The 19,048-nt window shown below is 71.0% G+C and carries 15 protein-coding genes; 10 read left to right on the forward strand and 5 right to left on the reverse strand.

Features of this window, described 5'->3' with window-relative positions; genetic code table 11:
- The first annotated feature begins 3 nt into the window (after positions 1 to 3).
- The gene (locus OG782_RS17920) at positions 4 to 1,398 is read left to right on the forward strand and encodes a Mucin-2 (RefSeq protein ID WP_406452144.1); all 1,395 of its coding nucleotides are present in this window, start codon (positions 4 to 6) and stop codon (positions 1,396 to 1,398) included.
- Between the two features lie 92 nt (positions 1,399 to 1,490).
- Here OG782_RS17920 and OG782_RS17925 read toward each other — a convergent pair whose 3' ends face one another.
- From OG782_RS17925 to pdhA, 3 genes are read right to left on the reverse strand one after another with little or no spacing between them, the layout of a single operon-like run.
- Entirely contained in the window at positions 1,491 to 2,939 is a 1,449-nt protein-coding gene (locus OG782_RS17925) for a dihydrolipoamide acetyltransferase family protein (protein WP_406452146.1), read from the reverse strand.
- Positions 2,940 to 2,949: 10 nt separating this feature from the next.
- Complete coding sequence (locus OG782_RS17930; protein WP_406452148.1) at positions 2,950 to 3,930, reverse strand: alpha-ketoacid dehydrogenase subunit beta; 981 nt, start codon at positions 3,928 to 3,930, stop codon at positions 2,950 to 2,952.
- 2 nt (positions 3,931 to 3,932) lie between these two features.
- Entirely contained in the window at positions 3,933 to 5,096 is a 1,164-nt protein-coding gene (gene pdhA / locus OG782_RS17935; RefSeq protein ID WP_406452150.1) for a pyruvate dehydrogenase (acetyl-transferring) E1 component subunit alpha, read from the reverse strand.
- Positions 5,097 to 5,435: 339 nt separating this feature from the next.
- On the opposite strand from pdhA, the gene OG782_RS17940 reads away from it, so the two are divergent.
- The 3 genes from OG782_RS17940 to OG782_RS17950 all read left to right on the forward strand — a co-directional run bounded on the left by OG782_RS17940 (position 5,436) and on the right by OG782_RS17950 (position 7,734).
- Positions 5,436 to 6,095 carry a response regulator gene (locus OG782_RS17940; protein ID WP_406452152.1) on the forward strand — a complete coding sequence of 220 codons (660 nt, stop codon included), beginning with the start codon at positions 5,436 to 5,438 and terminating at the stop codon, positions 6,093 to 6,095.
- Positions 6,096 to 6,210: 115 nt separating this feature from the next.
- Positions 6,211 to 6,639: a pyridoxamine 5'-phosphate oxidase family protein gene (locus OG782_RS17945; protein WP_406452154.1), complete on the forward strand. Its 429-nt coding sequence runs from the start codon at positions 6,211 to 6,213 to the stop codon at positions 6,637 to 6,639.
- A gap of 63 nt (positions 6,640 to 6,702) precedes the next feature.
- Positions 6,703 to 7,734 carry a phosphotransferase gene (locus OG782_RS17950; protein WP_406459130.1) on the forward strand — a complete coding sequence of 344 codons (1,032 nt, stop codon included), beginning with the start codon at positions 6,703 to 6,705 and terminating at the stop codon, positions 7,732 to 7,734.
- Between the two features lie 82 nt (positions 7,735 to 7,816).
- On the opposite strand, the gene OG782_RS17955 is transcribed toward OG782_RS17950, so the two are convergent.
- On the reverse strand, positions 7,817 to 9,430 hold the full coding sequence (locus OG782_RS17955) for a protein kinase domain-containing protein (RefSeq protein WP_406452156.1): 1,614 nt from the start codon (positions 9,428 to 9,430) through the stop codon (positions 7,817 to 7,819).
- Positions 9,431 to 9,724: 294 nt separating this feature from the next.
- Between OG782_RS17955 and OG782_RS17960 the strand changes: the two genes are divergently transcribed.
- The 6 genes from OG782_RS17960 to OG782_RS17985 all read left to right on the forward strand — a co-directional run bounded on the left by OG782_RS17960 (position 9,725) and on the right by OG782_RS17985 (position 17,664).
- On the forward strand, positions 9,725 to 11,374 hold the full coding sequence (locus tag OG782_RS17960; RefSeq protein ID WP_406452158.1) for a protein kinase domain-containing protein: 1,650 nt from the start codon (positions 9,725 to 9,727) through the stop codon (positions 11,372 to 11,374).
- A 456-nt stretch (positions 11,375 to 11,830) separates the two neighbouring features.
- Entirely contained in the window at positions 11,831 to 12,256 is a 426-nt protein-coding gene (locus OG782_RS17965; protein ID WP_406452160.1) for a hypothetical protein, read from the forward strand.
- An 82-nt stretch (positions 12,257 to 12,338) separates the two neighbouring features.
- Entirely contained in the window at positions 12,339 to 12,953 is a 615-nt protein-coding gene (locus OG782_RS17970; RefSeq protein ID WP_406452162.1) for a PadR family transcriptional regulator, read from the forward strand.
- Positions 12,954 to 13,306: 353 nt separating this feature from the next.
- The gene (locus OG782_RS17975) at positions 13,307 to 14,080 is read left to right on the forward strand and encodes an ABC transporter ATP-binding protein (RefSeq protein ID WP_406452164.1); all 774 of its coding nucleotides are present in this window, start codon (positions 13,307 to 13,309) and stop codon (positions 14,078 to 14,080) included.
- Positions 14,077 to 16,920: an FtsX-like permease family protein gene (locus OG782_RS17980; protein ID WP_406452166.1), complete on the forward strand. Its 2,844-nt coding sequence runs from the start codon at positions 14,077 to 14,079 to the stop codon at positions 16,918 to 16,920. The genes OG782_RS17975 and OG782_RS17980 overlap by 4 nt, the downstream gene beginning before the upstream one ends.
- Before the next feature lie 195 nt (positions 16,921 to 17,115).
- Positions 17,116 to 17,664, forward strand: a complete 549-nt coding sequence (locus tag OG782_RS17985; protein ID WP_406452168.1) for a bacterial proteasome activator family protein — start codon at positions 17,116 to 17,118, stop codon at positions 17,662 to 17,664.
- 251 nt (positions 17,665 to 17,915) lie between these two features.
- Here the strand turns inward: OG782_RS17985 and OG782_RS17990 are convergent, their stop codons facing one another.
- A complete protein-coding gene (locus OG782_RS17990; protein ID WP_406452170.1) occupies positions 17,916 to 18,905 on the reverse strand; it encodes an NAD(P)H-quinone oxidoreductase in 990 nt (329 codons plus the stop codon).
- Between the last annotated feature and the right edge of the window lie 143 nt (positions 18,906 to 19,048).

Raw genomic sequence — 19,048 nt, forward strand, 5'->3', positions numbered from 1 at the left:
ATCATGGTGGCGTTCCACGCATCCGCGCTGGACGGAGTCGCACGCAATCCGGCGCTGCCGACACCGCTTCTGCTGCGCTTGCTGGTCTTCGACGGCGACGGTGACGGTCCGCCCCGTTACGCACTCCAGCGAGCCGGACTCCCCGATCAGGCGGTCGCGGTGATCCTGGCCCATCCGAACCCGCGCGCCCGGATCGGCTTCGCGATGAGCGGCGGGGCCGAGCCCGCACAGCGGGCCCGGCTTGCGGACGACCCCTCACCCAAGGTGCGGGCCGCCCTCGCGTACGGACCCGAGTGGAGCGAGCCGCGCACGACGGTCGCGCCGCTGCCGGACGCCGTGTGCGCCCGCTTGCTCGACGACCCCGACGCTTCCGTACGAGCGGCCCTGCTGGACTCGCCCCTCTTGGTGCCGTCGTTCGTGGCCTCGCTGGCTACGCACCACGATCCGGCCGCGCGCCGGGGTGCAGCGCGTGCATGGGAGATCCTGGCGCCGGGCGAGCGGTGGGCGCTGCTGGCCGACCCCGACCCCGAGGTACGGCGGGCCGCCGCTCTGTGGGAGTGCCGGCGGGACGCACGCGTCACCGCCGAACTCCTCCGCGATCCGAAGTCCGCTGCCGAGGCGCTGCGCCGCGGGCTCCTCGTCCGGACCGACGCCGAACGGTGCGTCGCCGAGAGGACGCATCTGGCGGCCCTCGCCGAGAACCCGTCGTTGCCCGCCGACCTCGTGGCGCGTCTCGCCGTCGACCCAGACGAGGCGGTACGGCTCGCCGTCTCCCTCAGGCCCGAGCTGGACGAGACACGGCGCATGGCGATCGACTTCACGGTCGGGGACCTCGACAGGGGCGACGGCGTGCAGTGGGTACGGGACGGGCTCGCCGACCCCGAGGTGCTGCGTCGGGCCGCGACCTCCGCCCACCCGCTGCTCCGGCGCACCGCCGCCCGGAGCCCTTACCTGCCACCCGACCTGCTGCACCTCCTCGCAGGCGTCGAGGACCCGGTGGTGGAGAACCTCCTGGGTATTCACCACCCCGACACCCCGGAGGAGGTCCTGATGCGTGTGTACGCGCGGCTCGGCGGGACGTTCTCCGCCTGGATGGCACAGACGCACCCCCGCTTTCCCCGCGAGGGCCTCGCCGCCCGCTACGCGGACCACCCGGACGGGGACTACCGTCGGCTGGCCGTGCGGGACCCGGCCGCCACGCCCGCGCTGGTCGAACGGCTCAGCCATGACCCCGCCGTCTGGACGCGTCAGGCGGCGGTCAGTGATCCGCGTCTGCCGATCCGCCGGCTCCGCGAGACCCTTCACGTGCCCGAACTGGCCTCCAGTGCGGGTGCCAACCCCGCGCTCCCCGAGAGCGAGATGGCCGCCGTCCTGAACCGTGCCGGCGTCCCCGCCTGACAGAGCCGCCCGCTTCGGCCCGAGCACGCACACGCGAGTGGGCCCGCACGAACTCCGTGCGGGCCCACCTCGAACACGTACCACCGGGGCAACTACCCCCAGGTGATCAGCCGCTTCGGCTGTTCCAGGACCGCGGCGATGTCCGCCAGGAACCTGGAGCCGAGCTCGCCGTCGACCAGGCGGTGGTCGAACGACAGTGCCAGCGTGGTCACCTGACGGGGCTTCACCTTGCCCTTGTGGACCCAGGGCTGGAGCTTGATCGCGCCGACCGCGAGGATCGCGGACTCGCCCGGGTTCAGGATCGGCGTGCCCGTGTCGACGCCGAAGACGCCGACGTTGGTGATGGTCACCGTGCCGCCCGCCATCGCGGCGGGGGACGTCTTGCCCTCGCGGGCCGTGGAGACCAGCTCGCCCAGGGACGCGGCCAGCTGCGGCAGCGTCTGGTCGTGCGCGTCCTTGATGTTCGGGACGATCAGTCCGCGCGGGGTGGCGGCGGCGATGCCCAGGTTGACGTAGTGCTTCTGCACGATCTCCTGGTTCGCCTCGTCCCAGGCGGCGTTGACCTCGGGGTTCCGCTTGATCGCGACCAGGAGGGCCTTGGCGATGATCAGGAGCGGGTTGACCCGCACCCCCGCCATGTCCTTGTCCTCCTTGAGCTCCGCCACGAGCTTCATCGTGCGCGTCACGTCGAGGGTCACGAACTCGGTGACGTGCGGCGCGGTGAACGCGCTGGCGACCATCGCCTGCGCGATGGCCTTCCGTACGCCCTTGACGGGGATACGCGTCTCGCGCGCACCCGCCGTGACCGGGACGGCCACGGCCGGGGCCGGAACCGTCTCCTCGGTCTGCACCGGTACGGAGGAAGGTACGGAAGGAACAGGCACGGAGGGGGCCGGTACGGGCGTCGCCGCCGCGTGCACGTCCTCACGGGTGATGATGCCGCCGTCGCCGGTCGGGGTGACCGTCGCCAGGTCGATGCCCAGGTCCTTGGCCAGCTTGCGGACCGGCGGCTTGGCGAGCGGGCGGGCCTCGGCGACCGCGGTGTGGCCGGTGCCGTGGCCGTTCATCTCGCCCTGGATCGCCGTGGCCGCGGCCGCGGGGGCCGCCTCCGTGCCCTTGCGGGCGCGCCGCTTGGTGGAGGACTCGGCCACGCCGTAACCCACCAGCACGGGCTGGCGGCCCTTCGGCGCCTCGGCCTCGGGCTCCGGTTCCGCGACGGGCGCGGGGGCGGGGACGGGCTCGGCGGCCACGGGCACATCGCCGGAACCCGGTGCCACGTCCACCGCGATGATCACCTGGCCGACGTCGACGGTCGTGCCCTCGGGGAAGCGCAGCTCGTGCACCACACCGTCGAACGGGATGGGCAGCTCCACGGCGGCCTTCGCCGTCTCGACCTCGCAGACGACCTGGCCGTCGGTGACGGTGTCGCCTGGCTGGACGAACCACTTGAGGATCTCGGCCTCGGTCAGTCCCTCGCCCACGTCGGGCATCTTGAACTCACGGAAGCGAGCAGCGTTGGAAGTGTCGGTCATCGTTGTCACGCCCCAGTCCTCAGTACGCCAGCGAGCGGTCGACGGCGTCGAGCACACGGTCGAGACCCGGCAGGTACTCGTCCTCGAGCCGCGCCGGCGGGTACGGGACGTGGTAGCCGCCGACCCTCAGCACGGGTGCCTCCAGGTGGTAGAAGCAGCGCTCCGTGATGCGAGCGGCGATCTCGGCCCCGGAGCCGTAGAACACCGGCGCCTCGTGGACCACGACGAGCCGGCGGGTCTTCTCGACCGAGGCCTGGATGGCGTCGAAGTCGATCGGGGACATCGAGCGGAGGTCCACGACCTCGATCGACTTGCCCTCCTCCTCGGCGGCCGCGGCGGCCTCCAGGCAGACCTTCACCATCGGGCCGTACGCGACGAGCGTGAGGTCCGTGCCGGTGCGGGCGACGGACGCGCGGTGCAGCTGGCCGGGGATGGACTCGGTGTCGACCTCGCCCTTGTCCCAGTAGCGGCGCTTCGGCTCGAAGAAGATGATCGGGTCGTCGCTCTGGACGGCCTGCTGCATCATCCAGTAGGCGTCCGACGGGTTGGAGGGCGAGACCACCTTCAGGCCCGCGACGTGCGCGAACAGCGCCTCGGGCGACTCGCTGTGGTGCTCCACGGCGCCGATGCCGCCGCCGTACGGAATGCGCACGACGACCGGCAGCTTGATCTTGCCGAGCGAGCGGGCGTGCATCTTCGCGAGCTGCGTGACGATCTGGTCGTACGCGGGGAAGACGAAGCCGTCGAACTGGATCTCCACGATGGGCCGGTAGCCGCGCAGGGCCAGGCCGATCGCGGTGCCGACGATGCCGGACTCGGCGAGCGGGGTGTCGATCACCCGGTCCTCGCCGAAGTCCTTCTGGAGTCCGTCGGTGATCCGGAAGACCCCGCCCAGCTTGCCGACGTCCTCACCCATGATGAGGGTCTTGGGGTCGGTGTCGAGGGCCTTGCGCAGCGACTCGTTGAGCGCCTTCGCGATGGACATCTTTTCCACGGCCATGGCTACTTGCCCTCCTCGGCGAACGATGCCTGGTAGGCGGCGAACTGGGCGCGCTCCTCGTCGACGAGGGCGCTCCCGTCGGCATAGGCGTGGTCGAAGATCGCCATCCGGTCCGGTTGCGGCATGGACCGCACCGCCTCACGCACCCGCTTGCCGAGGGTCTCGCTCTCCTCGTCGAGTGCGGTGAAGAACGCCTCGTCGGCCGCGCCCACCTTCTCCAGGTAGGTGCGCAGACGCAGGATCGGGTCCTTGGCCTCCCAGGAGGCGCGCTCCTCGTCGGCCCGGTACTTCGTCGGGTCGTCGGAGGTGGTGTGCGCGCCCATCCGGTAGGTGAACGCCTCCACGAGGGTGGGACCCTCGCCCCGGCGGGCCCGCTCCAGCGCCGACTTGGTGACGGCCAGGCAGGCCAGTACGTCGTTGCCGTCGACGCGGACGCCGGGGAAGCCGAAGCCCTGGGCGCGCTGGTAGAGCGGCACCCGGGTCTGCTTCTCGGTGGGCTCGGAGATCGCCCACTGGTTGTTCTGGCAGAAGAACACGACCGGCGCGTTGTAGACCGCGGAGAAGGTGAACGCCTCGGCCACGTCGCCCTGGCTGGAGGCGCCGTCGCCGAAGTACGCGATCACGGCCGAGTCCGCGCCGTCCTTGGCGACGCCCATGGCGTAGCCGGTGGCGTGCAGCGTCTGCGAGCCGATGACGATCGTGTACAGGTGGAAGTTGTTGGTGTTCGGGTCCCAGCCGCCGTGGTTCACACCGCGGAACATCCCGAGCAGATTGGTCGGGTCGACACCGCGGCACCAGGCCACACCGTGTTCACGATAGGTCGGGAAGACGTAGTCGTCGTCGCGCAGCGCCCGGCCGGAGCCGATCTGCGCGGCCTCCTGGCCCAGCAGCGAGGCCCACAGGCCCAGCTCGCCCTGGCGCTGGAGCGCGGTGGCTTCCGCGTCGAAGCGGCGGGTCAGGACCATGTCCCGGTACAGAGCGCGCAGCTCGTCCGCGGTCAGGTCGATCGAGTAGTCCGGGTGCTCGACGCGCTCGCCCTCGGGCGTCAGCAGCTGTACGAGTTCGGGTCCGGAACTCTGTGGCGTCTTCGCGGGTGTCTTCGCGGCGCTGGTCCGCTTGCTGCTGCGTCGCGGTTTACGCGCGGCAGCAGTGCTCTCCACGGTCACGTGCGTGCTCCTCCGTCGGTCCGGCCCCCGGGGTCTGCCGGGAGACCAGTGCGGCTCGCCTGTGTCCGTACCCGTGCACGGGGTGGGTGCCGCTCGGTCCGGGAACAGGCGTGACAGGTGCCCCGGCGAGCGCCCTGTCAAAGGCACGTTACCCAGTGCTTCGCATAACTGCGAAACCCTTCCTGACCTGCGATTTTGCTTGGATATCCAAGTAAATCGAAGAATTCGGGAACACTCGCTGGTCACAGCACTGGTAACAGCCTTGCAGGCCGCCGGAACAACGGCACGTTATCCCGCCCGACACCGGCAGGGAAGAGGGGAGTGTGTGAGACTGCGTTTGTGCGCAAAGAAGGAAAAATCACTGTTTTTCTGCTGGATGACCACGAAGTCGTCCGCCGCGGAGTCCATGAGCTCCTCTCGGTCGAGGACGACATCGAAGTGGTCGGCGAGGCCGGTACGGCGGCGGACGCGCTGGTGCGCATCCCCGCGACCCGGCCCGACGTGGCCGTCCTCGACGTACGGCTGCCGGACGGCAGCGGGGTGGAGGTGTGCCGCGAGATCCGTTCCCAGGACGATTCCATCAACTGCCTGATGCTGACGTCGTACGCCGACGACGAGGCGCTTTTCGACGCGATCATGGCCGGGGCCTCCGGATATGTGCTCAAGGCGATTCGCGGCAATGAACTGCTGAATGCGGTACGGGACGTGGCGGCCGGGAAATCGCTGCTCGACCCGGTGGCCACCGCGCGGGTGCTGGAGCGGCTGCGCGACGGCAAGAAGGGGCGCGGGGACGACAAGCTCGCGGGCCTGACCGACCAGGAGCGCAGGATCCTGGACCTGATCGGCGAGGGGCTGACGAACCGGGTGATCGGTGAGCGGCTCCACCTCGCCGAGAAGACGATCAAGAACTATGTCTCCAGCCTGCTCTCCAAGCTGGGCATGGAGCGCCGCTCGCAGGCCGCCGCGTACGTGGCCCGGCTCCAGGCCGAGAAGCGCTGAGCGGATCCGTACGGAAGGGGCCGCGGCCCCCGGTGATCTTCGGGACTTTGGTCCCGGGTCACCCGGGGCCGCGGCCTCTACTTTCCGTCCCCCGCGGTGACGGACAGTAGAGGGCATGTCCTCAGAGGAACTCCACGCGATCGAGCTGCTCGGCAGGGTCCCCTACGGCCGGCTGGCGACGAGTATGCGGGCCCTCCCGATCCTGACGGTGGCCCGGCACATCGTCACGGACGGCCGCGTCGTCCTGCGCATGCACAGGGGTCTCGGCTACCACGACGCCTGCGACGGCGCGGTCGTGGCGTACGGGGCGGACAACTACAACGCGGCCACTTCGGCCGGCAGCCGCGATCTGTGGTCCGTGCAGTTCACCGGGCCCGCGCAGATCGTCGAGCCGACCTGCGCCGAGCGCGAGCGCTTCGGTCCGGCGCCCGTCGAGGTCAACGGTGAGCCCTTCGAACCGTCCTACATCCGGCTCGACCCGCACTTCGTCACTGTGCACACTCTGGACTTCCACGCAACTCCGCAGATCCGCGACGTAGCGTGATCTAACATCTGGCGAGTGCCGCGCTCATCTGTAACCCTCCCGCCTGTCCCTCCGGTCGGCGAGGTGCTGCGCCGCTACCCGCATGCCGGTGAGCCGCTCACCTGCGAACCCCTCGACCAGGGACTGCTCAACCACGGTTACCGGGTGTCCACCACCCGCGGCGCCTACTTCCTCAAGCACCACCTGGACGACTCCACCGGCGACCGCGCCACGATCCTGCGCCAGCACCGGGCCACCCAGCGGCTCCAGTCACTCGGAGTGCCCGTGGCACCGCCCGTCGAGGACAGCGAAGGCGGCACCGTCACCGAGATCGGCGGCCGCTGTTACGCCCTGCACCCCTGGGTCGACGGGCTGCACCGGGCAGGCGCCCAGCTCACCCTCGCCCAGTCGCTGCGGCTCGGGGCGCTGCTCGGAGCCGTACACACAGGTCTTGAACAGGTGATGGGCGTGGGGGCGGGCACGGGGGTGGATACGGGTGCCGGTGCCGGTGCCGGTGCCGGTGCCGGGGGGCGGTCCGGGCACGCGAGCCCCGATCCTGCCGAAACGTTCGCCCTGATCGACGAGCTGCTGGCCGCCACGCGCAGCCGCCGGCCCCGGGACTCCTTCGACGAACTGGCCGAGCACCGGCTCCTGGAGCGGCGCACCCTGCTGGAACAGCACGCGGACCGCCGGCCGCCCGACCCGGACGGTCCGGCGACCGGCTGGGTGCACGGCGACTTCCATCCGCTGAACGTCCTCTACCGGGGCGCCGATCCGGTAGCGATCCTCGACTGGGACCGGCTGGGCGTGCAGCCGCGCGCCGAGGAGGCGGTACGGGCCGCGGTGATCTTCTTCGTGCAGCCGGCCGGGAAGCTGGAGCTGGGCAAGGTGCGGGCGTACGCGCGGGCCTACCGGCGCGCGGCCGGTGCCGGGGCCGCCGAACTGGCCGCGGCGGTGCACCGGGTGTGGTGGGAGCGGCTCAACGACTTCTGGATACTGCGCTGGCGCTACTGCCTCAACGACCGAAGGGCCGACCCGCAGTTCCCTGCGGTGTCGGCCCTGGCGGTCTGGTGGACCCGTGAGTACGAGGCGGTGCGCGAGGCGTTCACGGGGTGAGAGCGGGTGGGATGAGGTGCGGTGCGGTGGGGTGAGGTGGGGTGAGGTGGGGTGAGGTGGGGTGAGGTGGGGTGACGACGGGTTACGGGGTGGTGCCGCCGTCGGCGCCCGCAGCGGCCCCGGCGCTGGCCCCGGAGGCCGCGCCGCCGTTGGTGCCGCCCGGCTCGCCGCCGTTGCCGCCGGGGCTGCCCGGCTCCCCGGTGTCCGTTTCGGTCGGCTCCGGACTCTCGTTGCCCGTGCCCCCGTTGTCCGTGCCGCCGTCCGTCGTCGTACCCGTGCCCGGGTCGGTCGGGGAGGTCGTCGGGCTCTCGGCGGTCTCGGTCGGCGAGGCCGGCGGGGTGAACGAGGGCTGGGCCGGCGACTCCTGCTGATTGCCCGTCGAATTCTCGGGCTGCTGGGTGTCCTCGGTCTGTTCCTCGGTCGGCGAGGCCGACGTCTTCGTCGGGGAGGGGGAATCCGACGTCGAGACGGTCGGGGTCTCGGGCTTCCCGCCGTTGTCCTTCGCCGCGTTGACCGCGAAGGCCACGCCCACACCGATCGCGATCAGCGCCAGCACGACGAACAGCCACAGCTTGCCGCGGCCGCCACCGCCCTGCCGGCTGCTGCCGCCGTCGTATCCGTTGTATCCGCCGTCGTCCGGGTTCATCGGCGGCAGGATCGGTCCCTGCGAAGTCGTCCCGTGGTGCGGGTGGCCCATCGCGCGGGTGGAACCGGTCATGCCCCGGGGCGGCGTGGCAGCGCCCTCGTACATTCCGACCGGGCCGGTGTTCCACGTACCGGTGTGACCGCCCTGCACCTGGAGCATCTGCAGGCTGTACTGGACGAGCCCGCGCATCTCCTCGGCGCTCTGGAACCGGTCGTCCGGGTCCTTCGCCAGCGAGCGCATGACGAGCCCGTCGAGCTCCGGCGGCACCACGTCGGAGATCTCCGACGGCGGGACCGGAATATCCTGAACGTGCTGATATACAACGGAAAGCGGCGTTTCACCGGTGAACGGGGGCCGCAGCGCGAGGAGTTCGTACAGCAGACAGCCGGTGGCGTAGAGGTCCGAGCGGTGGTCGACGGCCTTGCCCAGCGCCTGCTCGGGGGAGAGGTACTGCGGCGTCCCCATGACCATGCCGGTCTGCGTCATCGTCGACTGCGCACCGTGCAGCGCACGGGCGATGCCGAAGTCCATCACCTTGACCGCACCGGAGTGCGTGATGATCACGTTGGCGGGCTTGATGTCCCGGTGCACGATTCCGTGCTGGTGCGAGTAGGCGAGCGCCTCCAGCACCCCGGAAACGATGATCAACGCCTGCTCCGGAGGCGGGGCCTCGGCATTGAGCAGCAGGTCACGGATGGTGCGGCCCTCGACGAGCTCCATGACGATGTACGGCACGGTCTGGCCGGCCACGGTGTCCTCGCCGGAGTCGTACACCGCGACGACCGCATGGTGGTTGAGGCCGGCGACCGACTGCGCCTCACGCGTGAACCGGGCCTTGGAGACCGGGTCCTCGGCAAGATCGGAGCGCAGCAGCTTCACCGCGACCGTACGTCCCAGCCGGACGTCCTCGGCCGCGAAGACCTCGGCCATGCCGCCCCGGCCGAGCCGGTGGGTCAGCCGGTAGCGTCCGTCGCCGACGACACCGCCGATGCCCCAGGAGTCGGTGCCATCCGGAACTCCGCCGCCGTTTGCTTCGGGTTCGGGTGCCATCAGTCCTCGCCGTCGTATCTGTCCGCGCGTCCGCGGGTTCTCACGGTGCCTTGCTGCATTGCCACGTCACGCTACAGCCTCTGTCGGACACACCGATTTCGAGAGGGACGGGTCATCCAACCGGCTTGCGCGCCACCCGCGCAAATTCCATGCGGTTCCTGTAACGCTTCCGAGACGCTTCTTGTGCGTAGGGTCACGGAACGGGCACCTGGCTTGACGTGTCGTACCCCTCGGGCAGACTTGGCCAGTAATACGGATCTTCGCGCGAATCGCGCGCCGAGGGGGAAGCAAGTCATGAGCCAGGACGGCGCACACGGTGCCCAGGGTCGCTACGCGGGCGGTTCGGTCGCCGGCGGCCGCTACCAGCTGCGTGATCTGCTCGGCGAAGGCGGGATGGCGTCCGTATATCTGGCGTACGACTCCGCACTCGACCGGCAGGTCGCCATCAAGACGCTCCACACGGAACTGGGCCGCGAGCAGTCCTTCCGTGAGCGCTTCCGCCGCGAGGCGCAGGCCGTCGCCAAGCTGCAGCACACCAACATCGTCTCCGTCTTCGACACCGGCGAGGACGAGCTCGGCGGTGCGCTGATGCCGTACATCGTCATGGAGTACGTCGAGGGGCAGCCGCTCGGCTCCGTTCTCCAGGCTGACATCCGCAGTTACGGCGCGATGCCCGCCGACAAGGCGCTCAAGGTCACGTCCGACGTGCTGGCCGCCCTGGACAACAGCCACGAAATGGGCCTGGTCCACCGCGACATCAAGCCCGGCAACGTGATGGTGACCAAGCGCGGTGTCGTGAAGGTCATGGACTTCGGCATCGCCCGCGCCATGCAGTCGGGCGTCACGTCGATGACCCAGACCGGCATGGTCGTCGGCACCCCGCAGTACCTCTCCCCCGAACAGGCCCTGGGCCGTGGGGTGGACGCGCGCTCCGACCTGTACTCGGTCGGCATCATGCTGTTCCAGCTGCTGACCGGGCGCATCCCGTTCGACGCGGACTCGCCCCTCGCCATCGCGTACGCGCATGTGCAGGAGGAGCCGGTCGCCCCGTCCACCATCAACCGCTCGCTCACCCCGGCGATCGACGCCCTCGTCGCCCGCGCCCTGAAGAAGAACCCGAACGAGCGCTTCCCGAGCGCCGCGGCGATGCAGGACGAGATCGCGCGCGTGCTGAGCGCGAGCGGGCACACGGGCGCCCCGGCGATCATCGGCGACGCCGGTGCACCGTCGAACAGCGGCTCCGGTGTCGGCTCGGCGGTCTTCCCGCCGGTCGACCAGTCCGCCCCCGCCCCGCAGAGCGTCCAGACTCCGTACCAGCCGGGCCCCTACCAGCAGCAGGCCGGTCCTTACGGCCCGGCCACCCCGGCTCCCGCCACGGCACCTTCGTACGGCTATCCGCAGGCGGCTCCGGCCTACCAGTCGCCCGCGCCGATGTCGCCGATGCAGCAGCAGACCCCGCCGCCGTACACGATCTCGCCGCAGACCACGTCCGCCCCTTCGAGCGGCGGCGGTTCCAAGCGGAACATGCCGGTGATCGTGGGCTCGATCGTGGTCGCCCTGATCGCGATCGGCGGCCTGATCACCGTCATGGCGCTGAAGGACGACAACAAGGGCAGCACCGACGCCTCGTCGAGCGAGTCCCCGTCCGCCGGTGAGCACAAGGATCCGGAGCGGAACCGGACGATGGACACCGAGGACTGCACGGACGCGTACGAGGACGACGACGACCCGAACAAGGTCGACGCCCCGAGCTTCCTGTACAAGGACATCCTCTCCGCCCGGGCCTGCGCGGACGCGGCCGGCTGGACCATCAAGCAGATCAAGGTCCCGGGCAACGCCTACGCGGAGGACCAGATCATCGACCAGTTCCCGACATCCGGCACCGCGGTGCCCAAGACGGGCGCCCACTTCGAGCTGCGCATCGCCACGGGGGACCCGGCGTAGGACCGTCGGGTTTCCTGGGGGCGGGTCCGGGGGCCGATTTTTTGAGGGCTGGCTCCCGGGGCCGGTCGCCGGTTCTGTGCGGGGGCATCCGTCTGTCTCACCTGAGATGCCGGACATACCGTCACATGTGACGCTGATTCCATGGCTCCAGGACACCTCTCCTTGCGGCCCTCAAGGCGCGTGGCCTGCCTGGCACTGACGGCAGCCGTGACACTGGGGGCCCTGGCGGGTGGGGAGGCGCACGCGGACCGGCGTGCGACGGCTGCCGGCTTCTCCGTTTCGGTCCAGGCCCGGGTTTCGCCGTCCGCCACGGCTTCGGCTTCCGCTCGGACCTCCGTTCAGCCTTCTGTTCCGGCCTCCGCGTCCGCATCGGCGTCTGCGTCCCGCGCGCCTGCACGGCCGTCCGCGTTTCCTTCGGCCCCTTCCGGTTCCGATACGCCCGTCGCACCCTCGGCCGTGCCCGCGCACCCTGCCCCCCTGCTGTCCGCCGCCGCGCTCCCCCCGTCCCCGTCCGCGTCCGCCGACTCAGGATCGCCCTCGCCGAGCACCGGGTCGCCGCGCCCCGGAGACGCCCAGTCGCCGCTGGCCGGGCTGCCCGCCGGAGAGGGACGGGAGCGGCCCGGCCGGCCGATGACGCCCTCCGAACGCGACCGGGACGACGCCCTCGATGCGCGCGAGGAGCAGCCCGAGGCAACGGCCCCCGCCGCACTGCCGGCCGTCACCCCGGAACCGAGTACGCCCGCCGGATCCGGGCGGCTCTCGCAGCAGGCCCTTGAGGCACCGGCTGCGAAGCAGGTCCAGGATGTGTCTCTCGGCGCCGGAATCGCCCTGGTCGGACTGGGTCTCGGCTTCCTCGCGTTCCGTATGCGCCGCACCTTCTGACCACCCGCCGACGTCCACAACGGTCGCCCCGCATGCTCCAGGGGGCTTGCATCCAGCAACATACTCGGTATACATACTCAGTATGTCGATCCGTCACGGGCTGCTCGCCCTGCTGGAACGGGGGCCGCGGTACGGCTCCCAGCTCCGCACCGAATTCGAGTCACGCACCGGCTCCACCTGGCCGCTCAACGTCGGGCAGGTGTACACGACGCTGAGCAGGCTGGAGCGCGACGGCCTGGTCGTCCAGGACGGCGAGGACGACCAGGGGCACGCCCTCTACTCGATCAGCGACGACGGCCGCACGGAACTGCGCGCGTGGTTCGAGACACCCGTCGACCGCACCAACCCGCCCCGCGACGAGCTGGCCATCAAGCTCGCCATGGCCGTCGGCGCGCCCGGTGTCGACATCCGGGCCGTCATCCAGTCCCAGCGCCACCACACGGTGAAGGCGATGCAGGACTACACGCGGCTCAAGGCGCAGGCCCTCGCCGACGTCCCCGGCAACCGCGACGAGGTCGCCTGGCTGCTCGTACTGGAACAGCTGATCTTCCAGGCCGAGGCCGAGGCCCGCTGGCTGGACCACTGCGAGTCCCGGCTGGTCCGCCTCGCCGAGGCCGCCGCCACGGAACCGGAGGCGACGACGCCCCCGCGCGGCCCTGCCCGTACCGCCGCCCCGCGGTCCCGCACGCGCCGCTGACCACGGCGCGCCTGCCCGTTACCGCACGCAACCCGTGCCCCGTACGCGTCCGGCACGTGCCCCGTACGCGTCCGGCACGTGTCCCGTACGCGTCCGGCACACGCCCCACGCGCGGCAGGCACGCGACGACCCGCAGGCGTCGGCACGCATGCGTCGGCACACGTCCCGCACACACGGCGGACGCGCCACACACCACGCACCACGCACCACGCACCACGCACCACGCACCACGCCCACACACCACGCCCACACACCACGCGCCACGCACCACGCGCCATACACCGCGCACCACGCGCCACGCGCCACGCGCCACACACCGACCACAGACCCGTTCCGAGGGGGAACCCACCGTCATGTCCCTGCACGTCCCGACCCCGTCCCCAGCCGTCCCGCCCCTGTCCGTGGATGCACCGGTGCTCGAGCTCCGCGGGCTCACCCGTACCCACGGCACCGGCATGGCCGAGGTGCACGCCCTGCGCGGAATCAACCTCTCGGTGCACGCCGGTGAACTCGTCGCCGTGATGGGCCCCTCCGGCTCGGGCAAGTCCACCCTGCTGACGATCGCCGGCGGGCTCGACACCGCCACCGCCGGTCAGGTCGTCATCGAGGGTCAGGACATATCCGCGCTCGGCCGCAAGGGCGTCGCCGCTCTGCGCCGCCGCAGCGTCGGCTACGTCTTCCAGGACTACAACCTGATCCCCGCGCTGACCGCCGCCGAGAACATCGCCCTGCCGCGCGAGCTCGACGGCGTCTCGGTCCGCAAGGCGCGCAAGGAGGCCCGGGCCTCGTTGGAGGAGATGAACCTCCTGGAGGTCGCCGACCGCTTCCCGGACGAGATGTCCGGCGGTCAGCAGCAGCGCGTCGCGATCGCCCGCGCACTGGTGGGGGACCGGCGTCTGGTGCTCGCCGACGAGCCGACCGGGGCCCTCGACTCCGAGACCGGTGAGGCCGTCCTCGCCCTGCTGCGCAGCCGATGTGACCAGGGCGCCGCCGGCGTGATGGTGACGCACGAGCCGCGGTACGCCGCCTGGGCGGACCGGGTGGTCTTCCTGCGGGACGGTTCGATCGTCGACCAGACACTGACGGCCGGGGCCGACTCCCTGCTGGCCGCCGGGAGCCCCGAGTGAGCCTCTTCACGGGGTGGCGCGCCGCCCTCCGGATAGCCCGCCGCGACGCCATGCGGGCCAAGGGCCGCAGCGCCCTGGTGGTCGCGATGATCGCGCTGCCGGTGCTCGGGGTGACGGCCGCGGACGTCACGTACCGCAGCGTGGACTCCACCACCGCCGAGAAGCTGACGGCCCAGATGGGCTCGGCCGACGCACTGTTCAGCGACCCGGCCTACGGGCCGCTGACGCAGATGCCCGACGGGAGCATGTACGACACCGCCGCTGACGACATGCCCGAGGGGGAGATCGCGCCGGTCGACATGCGTCACACCTTCCCCGAGGGTGCGCGGGCGATCAGCATCCGGTCCGTCCCCGCGAGCGTCACGACCGCGTACGGGGTCACCAACACCGACATCGTGGAGTTCCGGACCTCGGACCGCCTGGCCCGCGGCAAGATCGAACTGCTCCGGGGCGAGTTCCCGCGCGGCACCGGTGAGATGGCGGCCACCGAGCCGTTCCTGAAGTCGTCCGGGCTGCACATCGGCTCCCGCACCACGGTGAACAGCGCCGGCCGTACGTACACGATCACCGGTGTGGTCGAGCTGCCCTCCGACCTGGAGGCGAAGCAGCTGTACGCGGACCCGGGCGCGGTCATCGACCCGTGGCAGGCCGCGGCCGACCGCGACAAGAAGGTGCTGCCGCCCAATACCGGCTCGACCGAGTGGCTGGTCAAGGGATCCGGTGCGACGGGTATCGGCTGGGGCGATGTGCTCTCGGCCAACAAGGCCGGGGCGCTCGTCGTGTCCCGCCAGGTGGTCCTGGACCCGCCGCCGGACTCCGAGGTCCCCCTGTCGAAGAGGATGAACGGCTACGCCTCGGACAACGCCGCAGAGACGAGTGCGGCCGTCCTCACCGTGGTCGCCATGGCCGTCCTGGAGATCGTCCTGCTCGCGGGACCGGCCTTCGCCGTCGGTGCGCGCCGCTCCCGCCGTCAGCTCGGACTCCTCGGCACCTGCGGCGGCGACCGGCGCCATGTCCGCGCCGTGGTGCTCTCCGGCGGCCTGGTGCTCGGCGGCGTCGGAGCGGTGACCGGTGTCGCGGCCGGGCTGCTGCTCACCGTGGCGTTCCGGCCGCTGATCGAGGACTGGGCCGGACAGCGCTTCGGTTCCCTGATCCTGAATCCGTCGGAACTGCTGGTCATCGCCGTACTGGGCCTGGTCACCGGGCTCCTCGCGGCCTTCGCGCCGGCGATCGTGGCCGCCCGGCAGTCCGTGCTGGAATCGCTCACCGGGCGGCGCGGCGTACGCCGCAGCTCCCGGGTGATGCCCACCGTGGGCTCCTGTGTGCTGGCCCTCGGTGTCGCCGTCGCCGTCTACGGCGGAACCAGCGGCAACTCCACACTGGTCGCCGGCGGCTCGGTCGTCGCCGAACTCGGACTGCTCGCCTGCATTCCGGTGATCGTCGGCCTGCTGGGCCGGCTCGGCCGCAGGCTGCCGCTCTCGCCGCGGATGGCGCTGCGCGACGCGGCCCGCAACCGCGGCCGCACCGCTCCCGCGGTCGCCGCCGTGATGGCGGCCGTCGCGGGCTCGGTGGCCATCGCGACGTACATGTCCAGCAGCATGGCCGAGGAGGACTACGACTACACGCCCATGCTGACCAAGGGGGCGCTGACCCTCTCGTCCACCGACGCCAAGGCGGCCGAGCGGCTTCCGCTGATCCGCGCCGCCGTCGAGCGGAACCTCGCGGTGACCGGCGGCCACGCCGACTTCTCCCGTATCTGGGCAGGCAGCGACTGCCACGTCTATTTCGGGGACGAGGGCGGCTGCGGCAGCATCGAGCTGGTCAAGCCCACCGGCAAGGGCCACACCTGCCCGCTCAACACGAAGGGCGCCAAGGAACTCGCCGCCCGGCTCTCCGCACAGGAGCACCGCACGATGATGCGCTCCCCGGCCTGCCTGGACGAGTACACCTCCTCGGGCGGCTTCAGCTCGGAGAGCAACAACATCGTCGTGGGCGACGCGGCCCTGCTGGACACCTACGTGAAGCTCGACGACCCGGCGGCCGCCGCGGCGCTGAAGGCCGGCACCCCCGTCCTGCTGAACCGCGCGTACGCGAAGAACGGTGAGATCACGCTCAAGACCGTCCACGCGTACAACGCCGAGGACACGAAGAACCGCAAGCTGCACCCCGGCCCGGCCCGCAGGACCACGGACCGCCTGAAGGTGTACGTCGCGGATGCCGAGTACGCCGCCACCCCCGGCATCCGCATGATCATGCCCCGGCAGACCGCCGAGCGGCTCGGCCTGTACACCCAGCCGTCCGGCAGTGTGTACGCGCTCTCCCACCCGACCACGGACGCCGAGGAGCAGCGCGTCTCGGCCGCCATCGAGCAGGCCGGCGGCGGGTACTGGATCCAGTCCGAATCCGGCCCCGACAGCCAGCAGAGCACCATTCTGATGATCCTGACCCTGTTCGCCGGGGTGGTGACCCTGGGTGCGGCAGCGATCACCACCGGCCTCGCCAAGGCCGACGCGGAGGCCGACCTCACCACGCTGAGCGCGGTGGGCGCGCCCCCTCGGGTGCGTCGGACGCTCTCCGGGTTCCAGTGCGTGGTGGTGGCGCTGACAGGGGTGCTTCTGGGCACCGCGGCGGGCCTGGTGCCCGCGGTGGCGCTGCGCCTGGTCGATCTGCGCCAGGCGATGCAGGCGATGCGGCGCGAACCCATGGAGTCCGCGTTCACCCCGATCGTGCTGCCCTGGTCGACCATCGGGTTGCTGGCCGTGGTCGTTCCGCTGCTGGCCGGGGTGCTGGCGGCGGTGTTCACCCGCTCCCGGCTGACACTGGCGCGGCGCGCCGGGTGAGCGCGCGGACGGCCGCGGAGGCGACGGCAACGGCCTGACCGGCTGATTCGAGGCTGCTTCGACTTTGATGCGACGTTGATTCGATGCTGATCTGCAGCTGGTTCGCGGCTGATCCGGTGCCCCCGGAAACGGTGGATCATCCGTTTCCGGGGGCACCACAGTGTTGTACGCCGCGTGTGCGAGACAATGGGCGGCATGGAGATGCCGAGGAATGAACGGTCGCAGGAGCACCCCCAAGTCCTCGTAGTGGGACAGGACGGAATGGCGATCGGCGGCGGTGGCACTGACGACGAGTCGCGTGAGGTCCCGGTGACGGAGATGGTCGAACAGCCCGCGAAGGTCATGCGCATCGGCAGCATGATCAAGCAGCTCCTGGAGGAGGTCAGGGCGGCACCTCTCGACGAGGCGAGCCGTGTACGCCTCAAGGAGATCCACGCCAGCTCGGTCAAGGAGCTGGAGGACGGCCTCGCACCTGAGCTGGTGGAGGAGCTGGAGCGGCTGTCCCTGCCGTTCACCGAGGAGTCGGTTCCGTCCGAGGCGGAACTCCGGATTGCGCAGGCCCAGTTGGTCGGCTGGCTGGAGGGCCTCTTCCACGGCATCCAGACCGCCCTGTTCGCCCAGCAGATGGCGGCCCGTGCGCAGCTGGAGCAGATGCGCCGCGCCCTGCCGCCCGGCAGCGGACACGACGAGGAGGACGGCGGCGCGGACCCGCACGGCGCGATCCGCTCCGGCCCGTACCTGTAGTACCGACCCCGGTCCGGCCCCGGTCCCGGTCCTGTAACCCGTCGAACGATCACGCCCGCAGGGCCCGGCACGCGAACTCCGTGTGCCGGGCCCTGCGGGCGTCCGGGGGTACCGCGGAACCCCCGGAACTCTGGAACCCCTGGAACTTCTGGAACTCCTGGAACCCCTGGAACCCCTGGAACTCCTGGAACTCCTGGAACTCCTGGAACCCCGTGGAACTCCTGGGAGCTCACTCGTGACGCGTGACCTGCTCAGACCGCCGTGGGGGCCTGAAGCAGCACCTTGCCGATGTGGGTGCTGGACTCCAGCACGCGGTGCGCTTCCGCGGCGTCGTGCATCGGCAGCGTACGGTCCACCACCGGACGCACGACGCCGTCGGCGATGAGCGGCCAGACGTGCTCACGCACGGCTGCGACGATCGCCGCCTTCTCGGCGAGCGGACGTCCGCGCAACGAGGTCGCCGTGACCGCGGCCCGCTTGATCAGCAGAGCGCCCAGATTCAGCTCGCCCTTGCCGCCTCCCTGGAGACCGATGATCGCGAGGCGGCCGTTGACGGCGAGCGCGTTCACGTTCCGGTCCAGGTACTTCGCACCGACGATGTCGAGGATGACGTCCGCGCCCGCCCCGTCCGTCGCCTTGCGGAGTTCCTCGACGAAGTCCTGCTCCCGGTAGTCGATCAGGATGTCGGCACCGAGTTCCGCACAGCGCGCCAGCTTCTCGGGCCCGCCTGCCGTCACCGCGACCCGGGCGCCGACCGCCTTGGCGAGCTGGATCGCCATCGTGCCGATCCCGCTGGACCCACCGTGGACCAACAGCGTCTCGGCGGGCCGCAAATGGGCCACCATGAACACGTTCGACCAGACAGTCGCGGTCACTTCGGGGAGCGCGGCGGCGAGGACGAGGTCCAGGCCGTCCGGTACGGGGAGCAGCTGCCCCACGGGAACGGCGACCTTCTCCGCGTATCCGCCGCCCGCCAGGAGCGCGCACACCTCGTCGCCGACGGACCAGCCGGTGACACCGGGGCCGAGGGCCGAGATCCGGCCCGCGCATTCCAGACCCGGGTAGGGGGACGCACCGGGCGGCGGGTTGTAGAAGCCCTGGCGCTGCAGCACATCGGCCCGGTTGACCGCGCTGGACACGACGTCGACGAGGACCTCGCCCTCACCGGCTACGGGATCGGGCACCTCGGCCCACACGAGCGCCTCGGGGCCACCGGGTTCGGGGATCGTGATCGCATACATGGCCGCGAGGCTACTCCGTGGCACACGGACGGCAGCGAAGCACGGTGAGTACGGCGGCCCCGCGCGGCGCCCGGGCCAGGATTGGGCCCGGGGCCGGGGCCGGGGCCGGGGCCGTGCCGGGGCCGTGCCGGGGCCGGGACCGT

The sequence above is a fragment of the Streptomyces sp. NBC_00876 genome, from assembly GCF_045207435.1.
Taxonomy (GTDB): domain Bacteria; phylum Actinomycetota; class Actinomycetes; order Streptomycetales; family Streptomycetaceae; genus Streptomyces.